The organism is Streptomyces sp. NPDC021093 (assembly GCF_044333135.1).
Lineage (GTDB): Bacteria > Actinomycetota > Actinomycetes > Streptomycetales > Streptomycetaceae > Streptomyces.
Genome location: NZ_JBIRQJ010000020.1, coordinates 129,013 through 149,720, shown reverse-complemented (window position 1 = coordinate 149,720; position 20,708 = coordinate 129,013). Strand labels below are relative to the sequence as shown.

The 20,708-nt window shown below is 69.4% G+C and carries 22 protein-coding genes, 1 tRNA gene and 2 riboswitches; of the genes, 8 read left to right on the top strand and 15 right to left on the bottom strand.

Annotated features, from left to right (window positions below):
- Positions 1-26 precede the first annotated feature (26 nt).
- A riboswitch (guanidine-III (ykkC-III) riboswitch) is annotated at positions 27-97 on the bottom strand.
- 80 nt (positions 98-177) lie between these two features.
- Positions 178-474 carry a co-chaperone GroES gene (locus tag ACH4SP_RS42060; protein WP_362412162.1) on the bottom strand — a complete coding sequence of 99 codons (297 nt, stop codon included), beginning with the start codon at positions 472-474 and terminating at the stop codon, positions 178-180.
- Positions 475-574: 100 nt separating this feature from the next.
- Entirely contained in the window at positions 575-895 is a 321-nt protein-coding gene (locus ACH4SP_RS42055) for a DUF3618 domain-containing protein (protein ID WP_398423715.1), read from the bottom strand.
- A 139-nt stretch (positions 896-1,034) separates the two neighbouring features.
- Between ACH4SP_RS42055 and bcp the strand changes: the two genes are divergently transcribed.
- The 3 genes from bcp to ACH4SP_RS42040 all read left to right on the top strand — a co-directional run bounded on the left by bcp (position 1,035) and on the right by ACH4SP_RS42040 (position 3,237).
- Positions 1,035-1,502, top strand: a complete 468-nt coding sequence (bcp, locus tag ACH4SP_RS42050) for a thioredoxin-dependent thiol peroxidase (protein WP_398423714.1) — start codon at positions 1,035-1,037, stop codon at positions 1,500-1,502.
- A 108-nt stretch (positions 1,503-1,610) separates the two neighbouring features.
- A complete protein-coding gene (gene proP, locus ACH4SP_RS42045; protein WP_398423712.1) occupies positions 1,611-3,107 on the top strand; it encodes a glycine betaine/L-proline transporter ProP in 1,497 nt (498 codons plus the stop codon).
- A 46-nt stretch (positions 3,108-3,153) separates the two neighbouring features.
- Positions 3,154-3,237 (top strand) — tRNA-Leu (locus ACH4SP_RS42040).
- A 62-nt stretch (positions 3,238-3,299) separates the two neighbouring features.
- On the opposite strand, the gene rdgB is transcribed toward ACH4SP_RS42040, so the two are convergent.
- The 4 genes from rdgB to ACH4SP_RS42020 form a co-directional block, all read right to left on the bottom strand.
- On the bottom strand, positions 3,300-3,905 hold the full coding sequence (gene rdgB, locus ACH4SP_RS42035) for an RdgB/HAM1 family non-canonical purine NTP pyrophosphatase (protein WP_398423710.1): 606 nt from the start codon (positions 3,903-3,905) through the stop codon (positions 3,300-3,302).
- Positions 3,906-3,915: 10 nt separating this feature from the next.
- Positions 3,916-4,305, bottom strand: coding sequence for a hypothetical protein (locus tag ACH4SP_RS42030; protein WP_398423708.1), 390 nt, complete (start codon positions 4,303-4,305; stop codon positions 3,916-3,918).
- A gap of 72 nt (positions 4,306-4,377) precedes the next feature.
- Positions 4,378-5,124 (bottom strand): ribonuclease PH, encoded by a 747-nt coding sequence (rph, locus tag ACH4SP_RS42025; RefSeq protein ID WP_398423706.1) that lies wholly within the window; start codon positions 5,122-5,124, stop codon positions 4,378-4,380.
- Positions 5,125-5,222: 98 nt separating this feature from the next.
- Positions 5,223-5,456 (bottom strand): glucose PTS transporter subunit EIIB, encoded by a 234-nt coding sequence (locus ACH4SP_RS42020; protein WP_185031809.1) that lies wholly within the window; start codon positions 5,454-5,456, stop codon positions 5,223-5,225.
- 246 nt (positions 5,457-5,702) lie between these two features.
- Between ACH4SP_RS42020 and ACH4SP_RS42015 the strand changes: the two genes are divergently transcribed.
- Together ACH4SP_RS42015 and ACH4SP_RS42010 are read left to right on the top strand one after the other, a co-directional pair.
- Complete coding sequence (locus tag ACH4SP_RS42015; protein ID WP_398423703.1) at positions 5,703-6,998, top strand: PTS transporter subunit EIIC; 1,296 nt, start codon at positions 5,703-5,705, stop codon at positions 6,996-6,998.
- Positions 6,999-7,303: 305 nt separating this feature from the next.
- A complete protein-coding gene (locus ACH4SP_RS42010; protein WP_398423701.1) occupies positions 7,304-8,575 on the top strand; it encodes a PTS transporter subunit EIIC in 1,272 nt (423 codons plus the stop codon).
- Positions 8,576-8,665: 90 nt separating this feature from the next.
- On the opposite strand, the gene ACH4SP_RS42005 is transcribed toward ACH4SP_RS42010, so the two are convergent.
- Positions 8,666-9,418: an MBL fold metallo-hydrolase gene (locus tag ACH4SP_RS42005; RefSeq protein ID WP_398423699.1), complete on the bottom strand. Its 753-nt coding sequence runs from the start codon at positions 9,416-9,418 to the stop codon at positions 8,666-8,668.
- A gap of 456 nt (positions 9,419-9,874) precedes the next feature.
- Here ACH4SP_RS42005 and ACH4SP_RS42000 point away from each other — a divergent pair, with 456 nt between their 5' ends.
- The 3 genes from ACH4SP_RS42000 to ACH4SP_RS41990 all read left to right on the top strand — a co-directional run bounded on the left by ACH4SP_RS42000 (position 9,875) and on the right by ACH4SP_RS41990 (position 13,932).
- Positions 9,875-10,360, top strand: coding sequence for a type II toxin-antitoxin system PemK/MazF family toxin (locus tag ACH4SP_RS42000; RefSeq protein ID WP_398423697.1), 486 nt, complete (start codon positions 9,875-9,877; stop codon positions 10,358-10,360).
- Positions 10,361-11,310: 950 nt separating this feature from the next.
- Positions 11,311-12,507: an acyltransferase family protein gene (locus tag ACH4SP_RS41995; RefSeq protein WP_398423695.1), complete on the top strand. Its 1,197-nt coding sequence runs from the start codon at positions 11,311-11,313 to the stop codon at positions 12,505-12,507.
- A 222-nt stretch (positions 12,508-12,729) separates the two neighbouring features.
- The gene (locus ACH4SP_RS41990) at positions 12,730-13,932 is read left to right on the top strand and encodes a glycosyltransferase (protein ID WP_398423693.1); all 1,203 of its coding nucleotides are present in this window, start codon (positions 12,730-12,732) and stop codon (positions 13,930-13,932) included.
- A 68-nt stretch (positions 13,933-14,000) separates the two neighbouring features.
- On the opposite strand, the gene ACH4SP_RS41985 is transcribed toward ACH4SP_RS41990, so the two are convergent.
- The 8 genes from ACH4SP_RS41985 to ACH4SP_RS41950 form a co-directional block, all read right to left on the bottom strand.
- Positions 14,001-14,951, bottom strand: a complete 951-nt coding sequence (locus ACH4SP_RS41985; RefSeq protein ID WP_398423691.1) for a PLP-dependent cysteine synthase family protein — start codon at positions 14,949-14,951, stop codon at positions 14,001-14,003.
- Position 14,952: 1 nt separating this feature from the next.
- Positions 14,953-15,237, bottom strand: coding sequence for a MoaD/ThiS family protein (locus tag ACH4SP_RS41980; protein WP_398423689.1), 285 nt, complete (start codon positions 15,235-15,237; stop codon positions 14,953-14,955).
- 98 nt (positions 15,238-15,335) lie between these two features.
- The gene (locus ACH4SP_RS41975; protein WP_398423687.1) at positions 15,336-15,446 is read right to left on the bottom strand and encodes a putative leader peptide; all 111 of its coding nucleotides are present in this window, start codon (positions 15,444-15,446) and stop codon (positions 15,336-15,338) included.
- A 66-nt stretch (positions 15,447-15,512) separates the two neighbouring features.
- Entirely contained in the window at positions 15,513-16,289 is a 777-nt protein-coding gene (locus ACH4SP_RS41970) for an ABC transporter ATP-binding protein (protein WP_398423685.1), read from the bottom strand.
- A 134-nt stretch (positions 16,290-16,423) separates the two neighbouring features.
- Positions 16,424-17,470: a FecCD family ABC transporter permease gene (locus ACH4SP_RS41965; RefSeq protein WP_398423683.1), complete on the bottom strand. Its 1,047-nt coding sequence runs from the start codon at positions 17,468-17,470 to the stop codon at positions 16,424-16,426.
- A gap of 6 nt (positions 17,471-17,476) precedes the next feature.
- Positions 17,477-18,469 carry an ABC transporter substrate-binding protein gene (locus ACH4SP_RS41960; protein ID WP_398423681.1) on the bottom strand — a complete coding sequence of 331 codons (993 nt, stop codon included), beginning with the start codon at positions 18,467-18,469 and terminating at the stop codon, positions 17,477-17,479.
- A gap of 60 nt (positions 18,470-18,529) precedes the next feature.
- A riboswitch (cobalamin riboswitch) is annotated at positions 18,530-18,611 on the bottom strand.
- Between the two features lie 48 nt (positions 18,612-18,659).
- A complete protein-coding gene (locus ACH4SP_RS41955; RefSeq protein ID WP_398423679.1) occupies positions 18,660-19,076 on the bottom strand; it encodes a Mov34/MPN/PAD-1 family protein in 417 nt (138 codons plus the stop codon).
- An 82-nt stretch (positions 19,077-19,158) separates the two neighbouring features.
- A complete protein-coding gene (locus ACH4SP_RS41950; RefSeq protein WP_398423677.1) occupies positions 19,159-20,613 on the bottom strand; it encodes an amino acid permease in 1,455 nt (484 codons plus the stop codon).
- Positions 20,614-20,708: the final 95 nt, after the last annotated feature.

Genomic DNA, 20,708 nt, shown 5'->3' with positions numbered 1-20,708 from the left:
GAAACGAGAAACGCAAGAACTCACGGGGTGCGTCGTCTTGTCGAAACCCGGTACGGCGCGTCTCGTCGGGGTCCCTACAAGGTAGCAAAGGGCAAGCAGAAGGGCCCGGTGACGATGGTCACCAGGCCCTCACGCACGTACTCCTACGGGTCGCGCACCCCTGCGGGTCGCACGCCCCTACAGATACAGACCGGTCGAATCCTCCGACACCCGCTCCGACGCCACCGCGTGCAGATCCCGCTCCCGCATCAGTACGTAGGCGGTGCCCCGCACCTCGACCTCGGCGCGGTCCTCGGGGTCGTACAGCACCCGGTCGCCGGGCACCACGGTCCGTACGTTCTGCCCGACGGCGACCACCTCGGCCCAGGCGAGCCGCTTGCCGACGGCGGCCGTGGCCGGAATGAGGATGCCGCCGCCCGAGCGGCGCTCGCCCTCGGGCGAGTCCGACTTGACCAGCACACGGTCGTGCAGCATCCGGATCGGCAGTTTGTCGTCGTGGTCGCTCTGGGGAGTGGTCTTCTCGCTCACGTCACGCAACCTACCTGTCCCCACCGGTCCCGCCGCAGAGCGGGGTTCAGCCCTTGCGGCGGCGCGAGGACACGACGAGCAGTCCCACGACGGCGACCGCGACCACGGCGACCGGCACCAGGCGGTCGATCCGCGGCGCACCTTCGGCGTCCACGAACTGGGCCCGTACGTCCGTGACCTTGCGGTTGACCGCGACGAACGCCCGCCCCGCGGTCTCGTCCACCGCCGACCGCGCCTTGGCCTTGGCGTCGCCCACGATGGTCTTCGGGTGCAGCCGTACACCGATCTCGTCGAGCGTCACAGCGAGCTGGTCGCGCCTGCGGACGATGTCCGCCTCGATCTGCGCAGGGGTCCTGGCTTCCGACACTGCGCCGCCTCCGTGGTCCGGTCCGGTAATCCGTCGTGAACAGTCTGTCAGCTCCCACCCGCTCGCACCCATCGGCACCCCCATTACGCTCAAGCCGTCCCCTCTTTCCGAACCAGCCCTCTACCCCCTGGGAGTCCCCATGAGCGAGCGCCTCGCCCCCGGCGACACCGCCCCCCTGTTCACGCTGCCCGACGCCGACGGCGCCGATGTCTCCCTCGCCTCCCACCAGGGCCGCAAGGTCATCGTGTACTTCTACCCGGCCGCCCTGACCCCCGGCTGCACCAAGCAGGCCTGCGACTTCACCGACAACCTGGACGTCCTCGCCGCCGCCGGGTACGACGTCATCGGCGTCTCCCCCGACAAGCCGGAGAAGCTCGCGAAGTTCCGCGAGAAGGAGTCGCTGAAGGTGACCCTGGTCGGCGACCCCGACAAGACCGTCCTGGAGGCGTACGGCGCCTTCGGCGAGAAGAAGCTCTACGGCAAGACCGTGACCGGCGTCATCCGCTCCACGATCGTCGTCGACGAGGCCGGCAAGGTCGAGCACGCCTTCTACAACGTCAAGGCGACCGGCCACGTAGCGAAGATCATCAAGGACCTGAAGATCTGATCCGACAGCTGTGACGGAAGTCCCAGAAATCTGGGACTTCCGTTTGCGATCGTCGCGATCGTGCAGAAGAAACCCTTGGATACATGTCCGAGGAAAGGAACCTGCACCATGGCGCCCACCGTCTCCGAGAGAGCCGAAGATCCCGAGGCGGTCAAGCGTCACCGGAGCCTCTTCCGCGCCGTGGCGCGCCGCAGGAATCCGCCGCTGCGCCGGTCGGACATCACCGTCACGGACGAGGCCGCGGTCAAGCGGGCGACGAAGGCCGCCTCCCTCGGCAATGCCATGGAGTGGTTCGACTTCGGCATCTACAGCTATCTGGCCGTCACGATCGGGCAGGTCTTCTTCCCGTCCGGGAACGACACCGCGCAGCTCCTCTCCTCCTTCGCGACCTTCGCCGTGGCCTTCCTCGTACGACCCCTCGGCGGCATGTTCTTCGGCCCCATGGGCGACCGGGTCGGCCGCAAGAAGGTCCTCGCGCTCACGATGATCCTGATGTCGATCGGCACCCTCGCCATCGGCCTCATCCCCTCCTGGGACTCCATCGGCATCTGGGCCCCGATCCTGCTGATCCTCTTCCGGATGGTCCAGGGCTTCTCCACCGGCGGCGAGTACGGCGGCGCGTCCACCTTCATCGCCGAGTACGCCCCCGACAAGCGCCGCGGCTTCTTCGGCAGCTTCCTGGAGTTCGGCACGCTCGCGGGCTACGTCGGCGCGGCCGGCCTGGTCACCGCCCTCACCGCGATCCTCGGCAACGACGTCATGCGCGAATGGGGCTGGCGCATCCCCTTCCTCGTCGCCGCCCCCCTCGGCCTGATCGGCCTCTACCTCCGGATGAAGCTGGACGAGACCCCCGCCTTCCAGAAGCTGGAGTCGGAGACCGCCCGCGCGTCCGAGGCCGCCGACGCCGTCGAGAAGACCACCAAGGGCGACCTCGGCCGCATCTTCCGCGACCACTGGCCCACTCTGATCCTCTGCATCTGCCTGGTCGGCGCCTACAACATCACCGACTACATGCTGCTCTCCTACATGCCCACCTACCTCTCCAAGGAGCTGGGCTACTCGGAGACCCACGGCCTCCTGATCCTCCTCGCGGTCATGGCCTTCCTGATGGTGATCATCAGTCAGGTGGGCCGCCTGAGCGACCGCTTCGGCCGCAAGCCCCTCCTGATGACCGGCATGGTCGGCTTCTTCGTCCTCTCCCTCCCGGCGTTCCTCCTCCTGGGCCAGGGCAGCATCCCGGCGATCGTCACGGGCCTGCTGATGCTGGGCCTCTCCCTGGTCTGCCTCCTCGGCACCATGTCCGCCGCCCTCCCCGCCCTCTTCCCGACGTCGGTCCGGTACGGGTCGTTGTCCGTCGGCTACAACCTCTCGGCGTCGATCTTCGGCGGGACGACGCCGCTGGTCGTGACCGGCCTGATCGCCTGGACCGGCAACAACCTCATGCCCGCCTACTACTCGATGGCGGCGGCCCTGGTCGGCATCATCGCGGTGGCCTGCATGAAGGAAACGGCCCAGCAGCCGCTGGAGGGCTCACCGCCGTCGGTCGAGACCAAGGAAGAGGCGGCGGAACTGGTCGAGTCCCAGGCGCGCGAACCGAAGTTCTGACGGCCCTCCCACCCGGCCGTGCGCGCCCCTTACGATGGGGGCGCACGCGGCCGTGGTGGAACTGGCAGTCACGCTGGGTTTAGGTCCCAGTGGGGTAAAACCCGTGGGGGTTCGAGTCCCCCCGGCCGCACTTGGCACGAAGGGCCGCCCGTCTCGTACGGGCGGCCCTTCGGCGTACATGCAACGCGACGCTCAGCCCACCAGCTCCCGCAGCACCGGCACCAGTGCCCTGAATGCCTTGCCGCGGTGGCTGATCGCGTTCTTCTCGGCCGGGGACAGCTCCGCGCAGGTGATGTCGTAGCCGTCCGGCTGGAGGATCGGGTCGTAGCCGAAGCCGTTCGTGCCGACCGGGGCGTGGCGGAGGGTGCCGGGCATGGTGCCCTCCACCACGCGTTCCGTACCGTCCGGGAGGGCCAGGGCGGCCGCGCAGGCGAAGTGGGCGGCGCGGTGTTCGGGGCCGATGTCGGCGAGTTGGGCGAGGAGCAGGTCCAGGTTGGCGTGGTCGTCGCCGTGGGCGCCGGACCAGCGGGCGGAGAAGATGCCGGGGGCGCCGTGCAGGACGTCGACGGCCAGGCCCGAGTCGTCGGCGATGGCGGGGAGGCCGGTGGCCTGTGCCATGGCGTGGGCCTTGAGGAGGGCGTTCTCGGCGAAGGTGACGCCGGTTTCCTTGACGTCGGGGATCTCCGGGTACGCGTCCGTGCCGACCAGCTCGTAGGGCAGGTCGGCAGCGGACAGGATGGTGCGGAGTTCGGTGATCTTGCCGGCGTTGCGGGTCGCGAGGATCAGGCGGGTGCTCATGCGCCCAAATTTACGGCGTGCAGACCTTGCCGATTTCGCCCGCCGCGTCCGTGACCGGCTTCAGGTCGGGGCTGGTGTCGCCCGAGTCGATGGCCTTGCGGACGTTGGAGACGCCCGCGGTGAGGTCCTTGACGGCCTTGGAGAGGTCGGCGTTGTCGGTCTTGTCGCCGAGGGACTTGAGCTCCCGGTCGATGTCGTCCAGGGCCTGCTTGGACTGGAGGGGGTTGTCCGCCGCCGAGCCGATCGCCTGCGTGAGCTTGTCGACGCTCGCGGCGATCGTGGTGGCGGTGTTGGCGCAGTCCATGACCTTGTCCAGGGCACCGCACCCGACGGTGGTGGCGAGTGCGAGGGCCGTGGCGGCTATGGCCAGGGCGGTTCGGCGACGTACGTACGACTGCATGGAGCGGGTCCTCCCCCGAGGAACGAGACGATGGGACGGGCGCACGGGGTTGAAGCCGTGCGCCCGTAACCGTCAGGACGCGTCGGGGGTCTGCACGGTTGCCAGGGCGCGGGCCTGGAGCGCGGCGAGGTCCGCGCAGCCGCCGGCGGCCAGGTCGAGCAGGGCGTTGAGCTCCTTGCGGTCGAAGGGCTCGGCCTCGGCGGTGCCCTGGACCTCGACGAAGCGGCCGTCGCCGGTGCAGACGACGTTCATGTCGGTGTCGGCGCGGACGTCCTCCTCGTAGCAGAGGTCGAGGAGGGGGGCGCCGTCGACGATGCCGACGGAGACGGCGGAGACGGTGCCGGTGAGGGGTTCGCGGTTGGCCTTGATGAGCTTCTTGGACTTGCCCCAGGCGATGGCGTCGGCGAGGGCGACGTACGCACCGGTGATGGCGGCAGTGCGGGTGCCGCCGTCGGCCTGGAGGACGTCGCAGTCCAGGACGATGGTGTTCTCGCCGAGGGCCTTGTAGTCGATGACGGCGCGGAGCGAGCGGCCGATCAGGCGGCTGATCTCGTGGGTGCGGCCGCCGATCTTGCCGCGGACCGACTCGCGGTCGCCGCGGGTGTTGGTGGCCCGCGGGAGCATCGAGTACTCGCCGGTGACCCAGCCTTCGCCGCTGCCCTTGCGCCAGCGCGGGACACCTTCGGTGAAGGAGGCGGTGCAGAAGACCTTCGTGTCGCCGAAGGAGACGAGGACGGAGCCCTCGGCGTGCTTGCTCCATCCGCGTTCGATGGTGACCGGGCGGAGCTGTTCGGGGGTGCGGCCGTCGATTCGAGACATGGGTCGAGCGTAGTCGGTGGGTGTGGGGGGTCCGTTCCGGAATGTGCGAAGGCCCTGTTCCAGTGACTGGAACAGGGCCTTCGCGGGAGCTCAGCGGCTCACATCATGTCTTCGATCTCACCGGCGATCGGGTCGGCGTCGGTGCCGATGACGACCTGGATGGCGGTGCCCATCTTGACGACGCCGTGGGCGCCGGCGGCCTTCAGCGCGGCCTCGTCGACGAGGTCGGGGTTGACGACCTCGGTGCGCAGGCGCGTGATGCAGCCCTCGACCTCTTCGATGTTGTCGAGCCCGCCGAGCCCGGCGACGATCTTCTCAGCCTTGGTGGCCATGTGTTTCTCCCTGAATGGTCAAAGGTCGCTGCATCACGCTGCGTCGGCCCAGCGTTGGCCGCTTTGTCACGTTAGCTCACGGTTGGCCCAACTTCTCGGGCACATGGGGCGTACGTGGCAAAGGATGACGATCACCGGTGGTGCGCGGTCGGTCGTACTGGTCAGCCGTACTCCGGGACCGTATCGCAACTGGTCTACACCAGTGTGCAACACCCGCGTGGGATGGCTTGTTCCGGGAGGACGTCCATGAGTGTGCAGAGCGCGGCGGCGCCGTCGCCGAAATGGTGGAACGGCCTCTTCCAGGGGCTGCAGAAGATGGGGCGCAGCCTCCAGCTGCCGATCGCGGTCCTCCCCGCTGCGGGCATCCTCAACCGGCTGGGCCAGCCGGACGTGTTCGGCAAGGACGGGCTCGGCTGGGAGAACGTCGCCAAGGTGATGTCGGGGGCCGGCGGTGCGCTGCTGGATCCGAACATCGGGCTGCCGCTGCTGTTCTGCGTGGGCGTCGCGATCGGCATGGCCAAGAAGGCGGACGGTTCGACGGCGCTCGCCGCGGTGGCGGGCTTCCTCGTGTACTACAACGTGCTGCACCAGTTCCCCAAGGACTGCGCGAGCGGCGCGAAGGCCGCGGCGACGGGGTGCCAGGCGGCGGACGGGGCCGTGACGGCCTTCTCGTACCAGAATCCCGGCGTGTTCGGCGGCATCGTGATGGGGCTGCTCGCGGCGTACTTCTGGCAGAAGTACCACCGGACCAAGCTGGTCGACTGGCTCGGCTTCTTCAACGGCCGGCGGCTGGTGCCGATCATCATGTCGTTCGTGGCGATCGTCTTCGCCGCGCTGTGCCTGTGGGTGTGGCCGCCGGTGGGCAGCGCGCTGGAGAGCTTCAGCGACTGGCTGATCGGTCTGGGCGCGCTGGGTGCGGGCATCTTCGGCATCGCCAACCGCGGGCTGCTCGTGATCGGCCTGCACCAGTTCCTGAACGTGCCGATCTGGTTCCAGTTCGGCAGCTTCACCAAGCCGGACGGCACGGTGGTGCACGGTGACATCAACCGCTTCCTGGCGGGCGACCCGACGGCGGGCCAGTTCACCACCGGCTTCTTCCCGATCATGATGTTCGCGCTGCCGGCCGCGGCGCTGGCCATCACGCACTGCGCCAAGCCGCACCGCCGCAAGGTGGTCGGCGGTCTGATGCTCTCGGTGGGTCTGACCTCGTTCGTCACCGGCATCACGGAGCCGCTGGAGTACTCGTTCCTGTTCATCGCGCCGGTGCTGTACGCGATCCACGCGGTGCTCACGGGTGTCTCGATGGCGGTGACCTGGGGCCTGGGCGTCAAGGACGGCTTCAGCTTCTCGGCCGGTCTGATCGACTACGTCATCAACTGGGGGCTGGCGACGAAGCCCTGGATGATCATCCCGATCGGGCTGTGCTTCGCGGTCGTGTACTACGCGCTGTTCCGGTTCGCGATCATCAAGTTCAACCTGCAGACCCCGGGGCGTGAGCCCGAGGAGCTGGAGGAGGAGATCGAGCAGGCGAATGTGAAGTAGCGCTTGGACGGCGAACAGCCGGCAAGTACCTGTAGGCGGCAATGGGTTAGGGGGCTTACGCCCCTCCCCCGCAGGCCCTCGGACCCTCACGGTCCGGGGGCCTTTGTCCGTTCTGTTCAGTTGTGTCCCGGACCACCGGAATCGTGGGTTCCTTATCCCGCCCTCACCGTGTTACAACTGGTCTACACCACTGAGTGGTGTAGACCACGCGCCCGGCCGATCGGTCCGCGTGAACCCCCCGGAGACGCCGCCGTCACCAACTTCTCGATGTCCATGGCGGCGCCTTGCCCCCATGGAGGATCTTGATGTCCAAGGCCAGCGCCGCCGCACCCGCGGCCGACAAGAAGAAGAAGGGCGCGGGCGTGATGTCTGTCATGCAGCGCATCGGCCGCAGCCTCATGCTGCCGGTCGCCGTGCTGCCGGCGGGCGCCCTGCTCATCCGCCTCGGCCAGGACGACATGCTCGGCCGCGACTCCCTCGGCACGGTCGTCAACAAGATCGCCACCTTCATGCAGGCCGGCGGCAGCGCGATCATCGACAACATGGCGATCCTGTTCGCCGTCGGTATCGCGATCGGCTTCGCGAAGAAGTCGGACGGCTCGACCGCGCTCGCGGCCGTCACCGGCTACCTGGTCTTCCAGAAGGTGCTCGCCACCTTCACCGACGGCAACCTCCCGAAGGTCGCCGCGGTCGTCGACGGCAAGATCGTCATGAACGAGGCGCCGGTGAACGCCGGCGTCCTCGGCGGTGTCGTGATGGGCATCGTCGTCGCGCTGCTCTACCAGAAGTTCTACCGGACCAAGCTGCCCGACTGGGCGGGCTTCTTCGGCGGCCGTCGTCTGGTCCCGATCCTCTCCGCCTTCGCGGGTCTGTTCATCGGCGTCGTCTTCGGCTACATCTGGCCGGTCCTCGGCACGGGTCTGCACAACTTCGGTGAGTGGCTGGTCGGTTCGGGCGCGGTCGGCGCCGGCATCTTCGGTGTCGCCAACCGTGCGCTGATCCCGGTCGGCATGCACCACCTGCTGAACTCCTTCCCGTGGTTCCAGGCCGGTGACTTCAACGGCAAGCACGGCGACATCGCCCGCTTCCTGGAGGGCGACCCGAGCGCCGGCCAGTTCATGACCGGCTTCTTCCCGATCATGATGTTCGCCCTCCCGGCGGCCTGCCTCGCGATCGTCCACTGCGCCCGCCCCGAGCGTCGCAAGATCGTCGGCGGCATGATGTTCTCGCTGGCGCTCACCGCCTTCGTGACCGGTGTGACCGAGCCCATCGAGTTCACCTTCATGTTCCTGGCGCCGGTGCTGTACGGCGTCCACGCGGTGCTGACCGGTGTCTCGATGGCCCTGACCTGGGCGCTCGGCATGAAGGACGGCTTCGGCTTCTCGGCCGGCGCGATCGACTTCCTGCTCAACCTGGGCATCGCCACGAAGCCGTGGATGCTGATCCTGGTCGGCCTCTGCTTCGCGGTGGTCTACTACTTCGTCTTCCGCTTCGCGATCACGAAGTTCAACATTCCGACGCCGGGCCGCGAGTCCGACGAGGAGCTGGCGGAGCTGCAGAAGGCCGAGGCCAAGTAGTACGCGGCACGCACCGACGCGGTACGCACTGCGGAAGGGCCCCCGGAACCGATCGGTTCCGGGGGCCCTTCCGCGTTCTCACATCTACGGCTACACCTCGTAGACCGCACCCCTGGCCGCCACCTCCGCAGGACCCGGGTACGCCTCGCGCGCGTCGCGCAGGTTGCGGTCGGCGTCCGTCCACGGGGGGATGTGGGTGAGGACCAGCCGGCGGGCGGCCGCTCGGGCTGCGTACTCGCCCGCTTCGCGGCCGTTGAGATGCAGGTCCGGGATGTCCTCCTTGCCATGGAGGAACGATGCTTCACAGAGGAAGAGATCGGCGTCCTCGGCGAGCTCGTGCAGTGCCTCGCAGGGGCCGGTGTCCCCGGAGTACGTGAGCGTGCGCCCGCCGTGTTCCAGGCGGATGCCGTACGTCTCGACGGGGTGGCGCATCTTCTCCGTACGGACGCTGAAGGGGCCGATCTCGAAGGCGCCGGGCTTCAGGGTGTGGAAGTCGAAGACCTTGCTCATCGAGTCGGAGGTCGGGGTGGTGCCGTGCGCCGTGGTCAGGCGCTCCTCGGTGCCGTCGGGGCCGTAGACGGGGATCGAGGGGGCCATGCCGCCGTCGTGGCGGTAGTAGCGGGTGACGAAGTAGGCCGTCATGTCGATGCAGTGGTCGGCGTGCAGATGGCTGAGGAAGATCGCGTCCAGGTCGTACAGACCGGTGTGGCGCTGCAGCTCGCCGAGGGCGCCGTTGCCCATGTCGAGGAGCAGCCGGAAGCCGTCGGCCTCTACGAGGTAGCTCGAACAAGGCGATTCCACGGACGGGAACGACCCCGAGCAGCCGACGACGGTGAGCTTCATGGAGCGGGAACCTCCGGGTGCGGGTGCGAGTGCGGGATCCGGGTGCGGGGATTCGGGCGGGGAGGGGATTCGGGCGGGGAGGGGATTCGGGCAGGGAGGGGTGCGGGGAGGGGCTGACTGCGCGCGGCGCGGGACGGGGAGCGCGCGGATGGATCGAGCGTAAGTCGCGGTGGGGGCGCCCGCTCCTCGGTGGTGTGCCGTTGTGGGGGAACTCACCTGTGCTGTCACCGGTTCGGGGGGAGTGCGTGGGGGCGCGTGGGAGGAGAGGGGGGTGGGGGCGCGGGCGGGATGAACTGGGGGCGCGGGGCAGGGGGTTGGAGGGCGGGAGCGAGCGCGGGCCGGGGCGAGGGGCGGGGCCGCTCCCTTTGCCCACTTGTTCCGCCCCCCGGGGGCGGCCCCGCTGCCCAAGGGGGCCAGCGATGGTGGGGTGGTGGGGGCGCCGGTACCGTCGGGCGCATGGATACCTCGTGGTGGCTGGCGCTGCTCGGTGTGGTGGTGCTCGCGTTGATCGCTGCGCTGACCGACGGGTGGGGGCGCGGCCAGCGGGCCAAGCGGCAGCGGCCCGGTGGGCGGACCCGGCCGCCCGGACGGCCCACCGGTCCCCGGCGGAAACCCGGCAGGCTGCCCAAGCGGATGCCGCAGGCCGGGGAGATCTGGTGGGCGGAGGTGCCGTTCGAGGACGGGCCGGGGTCGAAGGACCGGCCGTGCCTGGTGCTGTCCGTACAGGGCGAGAACGCCCTCGTCGCGAAGATCACGAGCAAGTGGCACCACGACAGGTCGGGCGTGATCGCGCTGCCGCCCGGGTCGGTCGGGGACGCCGAGGGGCGCCCGAGCTTCCTGGAGACGGACGAGCTGCGGGACGTGGCGGTGTGGGAGTTCCGCCGTCGCGTAGGCGTCGCGGACCCGACGGTGTGGGACCAGGTCCGCCACCTCGCACGCTGAACGGACGGGGCGGGGCGGGCCTGGCGGACGGAGCGAGGCGTACGCCGGGTGCAGGCGCACGGCGGGTGCAGGCGTGCAACGGGTGCGGCGGGTTCAGGCGTGCAGCGGGCGAGCGAAGTGCGGCAGGCAGCCGGAGTGCACCCCGCGAGCCGTATGCGCCGGACAAGCGGTACGCGGCGAGCGCAGGCGCGCACCGGGTACGGGCCTGCAACGGGCGAGCAGAGTGCGGCAGGCAGCCCGAGTGCACCCCGCGAGCCGTATGCGCCGGGCGAGCGGTGCGCGGTGGGTGCAGGCGCACAGCGGGTACAGGCCTGCAACGGGCGAGCAGAGTGCGGCAGGCAGCCGGAATGCACCCCGCGAGCCACATGCGCCAGACAAGCGGTACGCGGCGAGCGCAGGCGCACAGCGGGTACAGGCATGCAACGAGCGAGCAGAGTGCGGCAGGCAGCCGGAATGCACCCCGCGAGCCGTATGCGCCGGGCGAGCGGTGCGCGGTGGGTGCAGGCGCACAGCGGGTGCAGGCATGCAACGGGTGCAGGCATGCAACGGGTACGGAGGCGTGCAGCGGGCGAGCGGTGTGCGGCGCACGAGCGGAATGCACCATGCGAGCCGTGTAAGCCGTGTGCGGCGGGTAAGCCGTGTGCGGCAGGTGGAGTGCACCGCGCGCCGTGTGCGGCGGGTGAGTGGTGTGGGCCGGATGTGCGGCGTGCGTCGCGCGAGCCGTGTGCAGCGCGCGGGCGGAGTGCGCCATGTGCGGCTGGTGAGCGGAGTGCGCCATGTGCGGCTGGTGAGCGGAGTGCGCCGTGTGCGGCTGGTGAGCGGAGTGCGGGTGTCCGGTGGGCGAACAGTGACCGAGACCGTGTCCGGCCCCCGGTGTGGAAGGTTAGGCACCTCGTCCTGGGTCTGTTCGTCGTACTGCGGCCGCCGGCCCTTCCCGAAGAGCCGAAGAGATGCCTGTGCCTGTCTCCGCTTCCGCGACCACGATCCCCGCTCCCCGTTCGCGCCCGGCCCTCCTCCCCCGCCCCGTCCTGCGTCCCCTGCGCCCTTCCCTGCCCGACCGGCTGGACTGTCTCACCAGCCTGCGCTTCTTCGCCGCGTTCGCCGTGTTCACGCACCACTTCACGGGGCTCGGCAACCACACCGGTTACGGCACCGCGCCACTGGTCTTCCCGTACTCGCTGATCGGCGGGCACGGGGTCACCTTCTTCTTCGTGCTGTCCGGGTTCCTGCTCTCCTGGGGCCACCGGCCGGGGCAGCACATCGGGGCGTTCTACTGGCGGCGGGTGGCCCGGATCTGGCCGGCCACGCTGGCCGTCGTACCGCTCGCGGTGTACGCGTTCTACGTCCTGCCGGGCAAGGACATCGACTGGAGCAGCCTGCTCGCCTCGGTGTTCCTGGTGCAGTCGTGGTTCCCGGGCGTCACCCCGAACCTGCCGGGCAACGGGCCCACCTGGACGCTGGGCGCCGAGCTGTTCTTCTACGCCCTGTTCCCGCTGGTCATCCGGTGGGCGCGGCGGACCAGGACGGGGACGCTGCTGACGGTGAGCGGGCTAGGTCTGGTGGCCATGTTCGCGGCCGGTCTGGTCTCGGACGCCTACCTCGACGGGCCGACGGCGAGCTGGGTCCAGCGGCATCCGGTCTATTTCTTCCCGCAGTTCGTGCTGGGGCTGACCTTCGCGCTGGCGCTGCGGCGCGGCTGGCGGGTGCCGGTGCGGCCGGCCGTCCCCCTGCTGGCGCTGGCACTGGTGACGTACGGCTACTACCAGGGCAAGGCGCGCTGCGCGCCGGAGGTCGTGGCGTACCTCGACGCGGCGGTGCGGCCGGTGCTGGCGGTGCTGGCCGTGCTGATCGTGGTGGCGTTCGCGCAGCGGGAGGCGGCGGGGCACCGCGGGGTGCTGCAGTCGCGGGCGATGGTGCTGCTCGGGGTGTGGTCGTACTCCTTCTACCTCGTCCACCACGCGGTGAACCGGGTGCTGATCGACCGGTGGGGGCGCGGCGACGACGACAACAGCGTGCTGATCGACCTGCTGGGGGTGGCCGTCATCTCGCTCACGCTGTCGTGGGTCGTCTACCGGTACGTGGAGGACCCGGCGGCGCGGTGGCTGAACCGGCGGGTGCCGAAGCGGTGGCGGACAGCAAGGACATAGAAGCGAGGACATAGAGCCGTAAGGGGATAAGGCGTAAGAACATAAGGCGTAAAGGGCGTCAAGGATTGAATGGCTTGAAAGGATTGGGGGTGCAGGGCTCACGCGCGGGCAACAGGCGCATCTCCACCTGCTCGCGCTAGCCTGACCTTGACATGTCCGCTCTGCACGGCCCCCGCACCCGTGCTTTCCACGAGCGGTCCCCCCATGCTTGAGGACTTGCACATGGCTCTCCTGCCCGCCCCCACGAAGGACCGAATATCCGCTCGGACCGACACTCCGAGGGACATTTTCTTCGTCAACAACAGCGTGGACGAACTCGGAGGCGTCACCAGCTGGTCGCACCACATGGCGCGGCTCTTCAGCGCCCGCGGTCACGGCGTGCATGTCATCGGCATCACCCCGGCGCCGGAGGACCGCAGGGCGGAGCTGGGCGACGCCCTTCCGTACGGGACGACGACGCTGTACGACGCCCACCCGCCGAGCGCCCGGACCCTCAAGGGCGTCAAGGGCCGGCTCAACGTGGCGGAGCAGCGCAGGCAGGCGGCGCGCCAGGCGGGCATGGTGGAGCAGGCCGCGAAGCTGTCGCTGCTGTTCGGGTCGGCGCGGCCGGGCAGCGTCGTCATCGTCACTCAGGTGTGGGCGATGGAGTGGGTGGCCCTCGCGGAGACGGCCGGGGTGACCGTGATCGGCATGAGTCACGAGTCCTTCGAGGCCTCGCGGAAGTCCTCGCGGTTCCGCCGGGTCAAGCAGTTCTACAAGGACGTGGACCGTCTGCTCGTCCTCACCCGCGAGGACTCGGACCTGTGGATATCGCGCCAGCGCATGGACAACGTGGGCTTCATGCCCAACCCGCTGCCCTTCTTCCCCGACGAGCCCTCGCGGCGCGAGGCGAAGACCGTGGTCAGCATCGGCCGGCTGTCGCACGAGAAGGGCATCGACCTCCTCCTCGACGTCTGGGCGCAGGTCGTCCCCCGCCACCCGGACTGGAAGCTGCGGATCTTCGGCGCCGGGCAGGACGAGCGGAAGCTGCACAAGCTGGCCGCCGAGCTGGGTGTCACGTCGTCGGTGGAGTGGATGGGGCGCACCGACGACGTTCCCGGCGCGCTGCGCGACAGCTCGGTCTTCACGCTGACGTCGCGCGCCGAGGGGTTCCCGCTGGCGCCGATGGAGGCGATGGCGACCGCCGTGCCGTGCGTGTCCTTCGACATGGCCCCCGGCATCCGGGAGATCATCACCGACGGCGTGGACGGCTTCGTCGTGAAGCCCGGCAACACCACTGTCTTCGCTGAGCAGTTGGACGCGCTGATGTCCGACAAGGAGCTGCGCGACAGCATGGGCGAGGCGGGCCGGACGAACATCCAGCGCTTCTCCACGGACAAGATCACGGCTCGTTGGGAAGACCTTTTCGCCTTCCTGGAGCGGTAGTTCCACTGGTATGTGCGAGGGGCCCCGGTGGTGTTCACCGGGGCCCCTCGCACATCAGTGGTGAGGCGTCACGCCCAGAGCTGGCCGTGCAGCGTCTCGATGGCGGCTTCCGTCGTCGGGGCCGTGTAGACGCCCGTCGAGAGGTACTTCCAGCCGCCGTCGGCGACGACGAAGACGATGTCGGCGGACTCCCCCGCTTTGACCGCCTTCCTGCCCACGCCGATCGCCGCGTGCAGGGCGGCGCCCGTGGAGACGCCCGCGAAGATGCCCTCCTGCTGGAGGAGTTCGCGGGTGCGGGTGACCGCGTCGGCGGAGCCCACGGAGAAGCGGGTGGTGAGGACGGAGGCGTCGTACAGCTCGGGTACGAAGCCCTCGTCGAGGTTGCGCAGGCCGTAGACGAGGTCGTCGTAGCGCGGCTCGGCGGCGACGATCTTCACGTCCGGCTTGTGCTCGCGGAGGTAGCGGCCGACGCCCATGAGGGTGCCGGTGGTGCCGAGGCCCGCGACGAAGTGGGTGATCGAGGGGAGGTCGGTGAGGACCTCGGGGCCCGTGGTCGCGTAGTGGGCGCCCGCGTTGTCGGGGTTGCCGTACTGGTAGAGCATCACCCAGTCCGGGTGCTCGGCGGCCAGCTCCTTGGCGACGCGCACGGCCGTGTTGGAGCCGCCCGCCGCCGGTGAGGAGATGATCTCGGCGCCCCACATGGCGAGCAGGTCGCGGCGCTCCTGCGAGGTGTTCTCGGGCATGACGCAGACGATGCGGTAGCCCTTGAGCCTGGCGGCCATCGCGAGGGAGATGCCGGTGTTGCCGCTGGTGGGCTCCAGGATGGTGCAGCCGGGGGTGAGCCGGCCGTCCTTCTCGGCCTGCTCGACCATGTGGAGCGCGGGGCGGTCCTTGATCGAGCCGGTCGGGTTGCGGTCCTCCAGCTTGGCCCAGATGCGGACGTCCGCCGAGGGCGAGAGCCTGGGCAGGCGTACGAGCGGGGTGTTGCCGACGGCGGCGAGCGGGGAGTCGTACCGCATGTCAGCGGGAGCCGCCCGCGACGGCGGGCAGGATCGTCACGCTGTCGCCGTCGGCCAGCTCGGTGGCGATGCCGTTGAGGAAGCGGACGTCCTCGTCGTTGAGGTAGACGTTGACGAAGCGGCGCAGCTCGCCCTTGTCCTTCTCGACGATGCGCTCCTGGATGCCCGTGTGACGGGTCTCCAGGTCGGCGAAGAGGTCGGCGAGCGTGGCTCCGTTGCCCTGGACGGCCTTCGCGCCGTCGGTGTGGGTGCGGAGGATGGTGGGGATGCGGACCTCGATGGCCATGGCGTGGGCTCCAGTCAGGGAGAGCGTGCGTGGGAAGGGCGCGCGGCTGTGCTCCCCCGCGCGAGGGGCGTGCGTGCTGGCGGGCGGCGGTGCGCGCGTCAGGCCGTACAGATGGCGCTGTCGAGCCTGCACAGGTCGACGTGCAGGCGCGCAACGAGCAGCACGGTGCTGCTCGGCGTCCTCTTCGCTGTCACGTCGTGGGCAACCATGCGGTCATCGTATAGATTCCCGCCCCGATTCCCGGCATGTGATCTCACATGGTGAGCGATACCTGCTCAGTGGGTGGACGGTGGTAGGTAGACCACCGTCGGTGCGCCGGTTGCCGGATGCACGCTGACCTCGGCGTTCACCCCGTACACCTGCTTGAGGAGGTCGGGGGTGAGGACCTCTTCGGGGGTGCCGTCGGCGACGATGCGGCCGGTGTCCAGGACGTAGAGGCGGTCGCAGTAGTACGCGGCGAGGTTGAGGTCGTGCAGGGCGAGGAGGTTGGTGGTGCCCAAGTCCCTTACCAGGGACAGGACTTCGAGCTGATAGCGGATGTCGAGGTGGTTGGTGGGCTCGTCGAGGACGACGAGGGCGGGTTCCTGGACCAAGGCCCGTGCGACGAGGGCACGTTGGCGTTCACCGCCGGAGAGGGAGAGGAAGGAGCGGCCCTCCAGGTCGGCGATCCCGACCCGCTCCAGTGCGTCCCGTACGAGCACGGCGTCGGCGGCGGTGTCGGCCTCCCAGAACTTCTTGTGCGGGGAGCGGCCCATGGCGACGACCTCGCGCACGGACAGCTCGAAGACGGCCTGGCCGTCCTGCGGGACGGTGGCGAGCCGCTGCGCACGCCGCTTGGCACCCATGGTGTGCAGGTCCTCGCCGTCGAGGAGGGCGCGGCCGTGGGTGGGGGTGAGGGTGCCGTACACGCAGCGCAGCAGGGTGGTCTTCCCACTCCCGTTGGGCCCGACGAGCCCGACGGTCTCACCGGGCCGGGCCTCGATGTCGACGGAGTCGACGAGATGCCGCCCGTCGACGCCGTACGAGAGTCCTTCCGTACACAGATGGCTCATACCGGGACTCCACTTTCTTTAGGGGCGCGGGGAACTGCGCGCCCAGCCACGACGCACCCGCACGTACTCAACGTCCAAGCCGCGCGGCGAGCGCTTTGGGGAAGGGGCGGGGAGGGGATGAAGCCCGCATGCCCTCACGACGGCGCCCCCTCCGGCCTCCGCCTCAGCAACCACAGGAAGAACGGCCCGCCGATGAGAGCCGTGAGGATCCCGACGGGGATGTCCTGCGGCTCGGCGATGACCCGCGCCCCGAGATCGGCAAGCACCAGGAACGCCGCCCCGGCCAGCGCGACCACCGGCAGCAGCGTCCGGTGCGAAGCCCCGACGAGCATCCGGGCCGCGTGCGGGACGAGCAGTCCGATGAAGCCGATCGCCCCGGAGACCGACACCAGCACGCCCGTGACCAGCGACGTCAGTACGAAGACCGCCGCCCGGAAGCGCGAGGTGTCGAGCCCGAGCACGGTCGCGCCCTCCTCCCCCACCAGCATCAGGTCCAGCGGCCTGGCGAGCGTGATGAGCAGTGCGGTGCCGGCGGCGAGGACGACGGCGGGCAGCAGCAGCATGTCCCAGCGGGCGCTGCCGAGCCCGCCGAGCGACCAGTACATGGCCTCCTGGAAGTGCTCGCGCTTGGCGGAGGTGACCATGATGAGGCTGGTCAGCGCGGACAGGATGTACGCGACGGCGACCCCGGCGAGCACCAGCCGGGAGCCGGTCATCTGCCCGCCGCGCCTGGCCAGCGAGTACACCAGGACGAGCGCGAGCAGCGACCCGGCGAAGGCCCCGGCGGGCATGGTGACGGTGGTCGCGATGCCCAGCCCGCTGCCGAGCCCGAAGACGATGACGAGCACGACGCCCGCCGAAGCCCCCGACGAGATGCCCAGCAGATACGGGTCGGCGAGCGGGTTGCGCACGAGCGCCTGGAGCACGGTGCCCACCACCGCGAGCCCGGCCCCGACGATCGCCCCGAGCAGCACGCGCGGCATCCGTACGTCGAGGACGATCGTGCGGAAGGGGCTCGGCTCGGCGCCGCCCGTGACGATGTCGAGCACCTGGCCGGCCGGGATCCGGACCTGTCCGAGTGCGAGCCCGGCGACCATCGCCGCCGCGAGGGCGGCGGCGAGGACCGTCAGGACGAGGGTGTAGCGGAGCGGCCCGCGGGCGGGCGGGGTCTTGCAGCCCACGGCCGGCTACTTCTTGAGCTCGGGGTGGAGCTGGAGGGCGAGGCGTTCGATGGCGGCGGGAGCACGGACGCCGACGAGGATCTCGGACAGCGGCATCACCGCGAACCGCTTGTTCTTGATCGCGGGGACGTCCTTCAGCGCGGGGTCTTCGAGCAGCCGCTTCTTCTTCTGCTCGACCGTCGTCGACCCGTAGTCGATGATCATGATGACGTCGGGCTTGCGGGTGACGACCTGCTCCCAGGAGGCGTCGGTGAAGGACTTCGGGATGTCCGCCATGACGTTCCTGCCGCCCGCGCGGGTGATCATCTCGTTGGCCATGCCCTTGCCGCCCGAGGTCTGGGCGGTCTTGTCGCCGCTGTCGTACGCGAAGACGCTGACCGGCTGCACGCCCTTGAGCTGCGCGGCGGTGCCGTCGATGGTCTTCTTCGCCGCGGCGACCCACTTGTCGGCGCGGGCGCCGACCCCGAAGGTCCGGCCGACCTCGGAGATCTCCCGGTAGATGTCGTCGACGGCGCTGGAGCCCTCGGTGCAGTACTCGATGTTGAGGCGGGACTCGATGCCGGACTTCTTCAGGTCCGCGCGGCTGCGGCCCTGCTTGGGGTCGAAGGCGGTGGCGTAACCGCCGTACACGAAGTCGGGGTTGGCGGCGAGGAGCTTCTCCTGGGAGGGGTACTCCTTGGCGACGACCGGGATCTTCGCGTAGTCGGCCGCGTACTTCGGGAGGACCTTGTCGTCGAGGTAGGCGCTGCCGGTGACGGACTTCGCCAGGCCCAGCTCCAGGAGGACCTCGGTGGCGTGCTGGTTCATGGGCAGCGCACGCTCGGGGGCCTTGGTGTAGGTGGTCTTCACACCGCAGTTCTCGACGGTGTACGGGAAGCCGGCGGCCTTCGCGGCGGGCTTGGTGTCGTCCTGCTTCCCGTCGGCGGAGCCGCAGGCGGTGAGCGGCAGCAGGGCGGCGGATATGACGAGCGCGGTACGGGCGCGACGGGGCACGGGCATGGCGGTGGGCCTCCTCCGGGGATCACCTCGTCCCCTGGTGGTGCGTGGGAGGCGGCAGGTCAGTTCCTGGCTTCCGGACGGGGCTGCGGGGCCGCGTCCGGTCACAGTGGCGGGACCGTGCCGGATTCGCACCGGCTTCCTGGGTCCTGCCGCCCAAGTCGCGCACAGTCTCTCACCCGGCGTCTCGCCGTCAGTCGGTGACCTGCACGTCTTCCTCCGTGATGACCCCGTCCACGATCCGGTACGAGCGGAACTGGAAGGGCCCCGCGCCGTCGGTGTCGGCGGTGGAGACCAGGACGTAGTGCGCGCCGGGCTCGTTGGCGTACGTGACGTCCGTACGGGACGGGTAGGCCTCGGTCGCCGTGTGCGAGTGGTAGACGATCACCGGCTCCTCGTCCCGGTCGTCCATCTCGCGGTACAGCTTCAGCAGGTCGCCCGAGTCGAACTCGTAGAACGTGGGCGAGCGCGCCGCGTTCAGCATCGGGACGAACCGCTCGGGGCGGCCGGTGCCCTCCGGGCCCGCGACCACGCCGCAGGCCTCGTCGGGGTGGTCGGCTCGGGCATGGGCGACGATCTGGTCGTGCAGGGTCCGGGAAATGGTCAGCATGCGGGCCAGGATATGCAAAGGGTCCCGCCCGTACCGAGGGATGGTACGGACGGGACCGAATGCCGAGACGCTCGCCGGGAAACTACTTCTTGGCGGCGAACTTCTCCGGGCTCCTGGCCTTCATGACCAGGTACGAGACCCCCAGCAGCAGCGCCCACACCGGCGCGCAGTACAGCGAGATCCTGGCGTCCTTGTCGATGCCCATCAGCACGATGACCATGCCGATGAAGAGCAGCGCGAACCAGCTGGTCCACGGGGCGCCCGGGGCGCGGAACGAGGACTTCGGGAGCACGCCCGCGTCCGACAGCTTCCGGTAGCGGATCTGCGAGCAGAGGATCATGATCCAGGCCCACATGCCGGAGATGGTCGCGAAGGAGACGACGTAGTTGAACGCCTCGCCCGGCCACTGGTAGTTGATCCACACGCCGACCAGCATCAGGGCGGCGGAGAAGGACGTACCGGCCAGCGGCAGCCCGCGCGCCGTCAGCTTGGTGAAGAACTTCGGCGCCTGCCCGTTGAGGGCGAGGTCGCGCAGCATGCGCCCGGTGGAGTACATGCCGGAGTTGCAGGAGGAGAGCGCCGCCGTCAGGACCACGAAGTTCACGATCGCGGCGCCGACGCCGAGGCCCATCTTCTCGAAGGCCGCGACGAACGGGGAGATGCCCGGCTGGAAGTGCGTCCACGGCACGACCGACAGGATCATGATCAGCGCGCCGACGTAGAAGACGGCGATGCGCCACGGGACGGTGTTGATCGCCTTCGGCAGCACGGTCTTGGGGTCCTTGGACTCGCCCGCGGTCACACCGACCAGCTCGACGGCGAGGAAGGCGAACATGACCATCTGGAGCGTCATCAGCGTCGAGCCGATGCCCTTGGGGAAGAACCCGCCCTCGGACCACAGCAGGGACACGGAAGCGGTGTCACCGGCGTCGCTGAAGCCGATGGTGAGGATGCCGGCGCAGATCAGGATCATGCCGATGATGGCCGTCACCTTGACCATCGAGAACCAGAACTCCAGCTCGCCGAAGAGCTTCACCGAGATCAGGTTGGCGCCGAAGAGGACGACCGTGAAGATCAGTGCGAAGACCCACTGCGGCTGATTGATCCAGCCGCTCGCGTCCTTCGTCCAGTACTGCATGTACTCGGAGGCGGCGGTGACCTCGGTGATGCCGGTGACGACCCAGAAGAGCCAGTACGTCCAGCCGGTCACAAACCCGAAGAACGGGCCGAGGAACTCACGTGCGTACTCCGAGAAGGAGCCGGACACCGGGCGGTACATCAGCAGCTCGCCGAGCGCCCGCATGATGAAGAAGATGACCAGGCCCGCGATGGCGTACGCGAGGATCAGGCTGGGGCCCGCCTTGGAGATGCCCTTGCCCGCGCCGAGGAAGAGGCCGGTGCCGATGGCGCCGCCGATGGCGATCATCTGGATCTGGCGGGCGCCGAGTCCTCGCTGATAGCCCTCGCCGGACTCGCCCTGCGCGTCCTCGGCCTCACTGCCGTCGCCCGGCTTGTTGTCGACCTGCACTGAGGTCATGGTGGTGCGCCTTTCTCCATGCGATCCGGCCGTATTCGCTCAAAGTGCGCGGCTCGGACCGACTGTGACGATCCTTGCTCGGGGCGTGTGCCCCC